Source organism: Lachnoanaerobaculum orale (assembly GCF_003862485.1).
Classification (GTDB): Bacteria; Bacillota; Clostridia; order Lachnospirales; family Lachnospiraceae; genus Lachnoanaerobaculum; species Lachnoanaerobaculum orale.
In genome coordinates, this window is the sequence record NZ_RRCM01000013.1 from 1 (window position 1) to 1179 (window position 1179).

Here is a 1179-nt window from a genome sequence, read left to right on the forward strand (position 1 = left end):
TGTCTCCATGCAAATGTATCCCGGAAATGAATCGGAAAAGCCATATATTAGAAAAGTTATTGAAGAAATGAAGCAACGACATAACGTATCAGGTAAGACCATTCAGGTGGCTGATAAAGGCCTTAATTGTGCAAGAAATATTTATGCTGCCGTTAAAGAAGCTAATGACGGCTATATATTTTCAAAGTCAATACATGGTAAGAATCTAAGTGAAAAGGAAAAGAAATGGGTTCTACTTGAGAACGACGCAAATGTCTTTTCTAACTATACTGATGAAAGAGGTAATATATCTTTTCGTCTTAAATCATGTATTGACAGCTTTGATTACAGTTTTAAAGAGATTAATCCGGAAACAGGAAAAGAGAGTGTTACGAGGTTCTCTGTAAAAGAAAAGCGTATCGTCTCTTATAATCCTAACCTTGCAAAAAAACAAAGGCTTGAAATAATGAAGATGGTTGATAAAGCTTCAAAGTTTTCTACATACAAAAATATAGCTAAAGATGAACTTGGAGATTGTGCTAAATATGTAGATATCGTAACTAAAGATAGTTCAGGCAAGACAATAAAGCCTATGATAGGTCTAAACAAATCCAAGATTGATGAAGATCTTAAATATGCAGGATATAATCTTTTAGTTACATCTGAGATAGATATGGATCCGTTACAGGTATATAAGACATACCATAGCCTATGGAAAATCGAGGAATCTTTTAGAATTACAAAATCATACCTTGATGCCAGACCGGTTTATTTACAGAAAAAAGAAACAATCTATGGGCATTTTTTGATATGCTACCTTAGCTTGTTTCTTTTAAGAGTATTGGAAATCAAGTGCTTCAAGAATAAAATAAACTCTTATGACTTGATCAACTTTATGCGTGATTTTAGGGTGGTAAATAAAGGTGATAATACATATATCAATATATCAAGAGATCAAGCCATTAACGAAAAGGTTAAAAAACTGGTTGGTTTTAGTAACCTTGATGCCCTCTATTTAACCAAAGCTGAAGTCGACAATTTCTTTCAAAACTGCATGCTCTTGGATACCTAGAGTACTAGGTTTTGAGAGAAACGACGGAAGTCAGGTAATATCACTAAACCATAACTATTGCAAGCAAAGATTACTCTATCTTCACACTGCTTCCGCTTTTAATTTCGGCATCTGTCTGTAAAGATTCG

At 33.6% G+C, this 1179-nt stretch carries 1 protein-coding gene; it reads left to right on the forward strand.

Annotated elements, in window-relative coordinates:
• Positions 1 to 1051, forward strand: a 1051-nt coding sequence (locus tag EHW90_RS13220) for an IS1634 family transposase (protein ID WP_124953119.1), incomplete at its 5' end; no start/stop codon positions are given.
• Between the last annotated feature and the right edge of the window lie 128 nt (positions 1052 to 1179).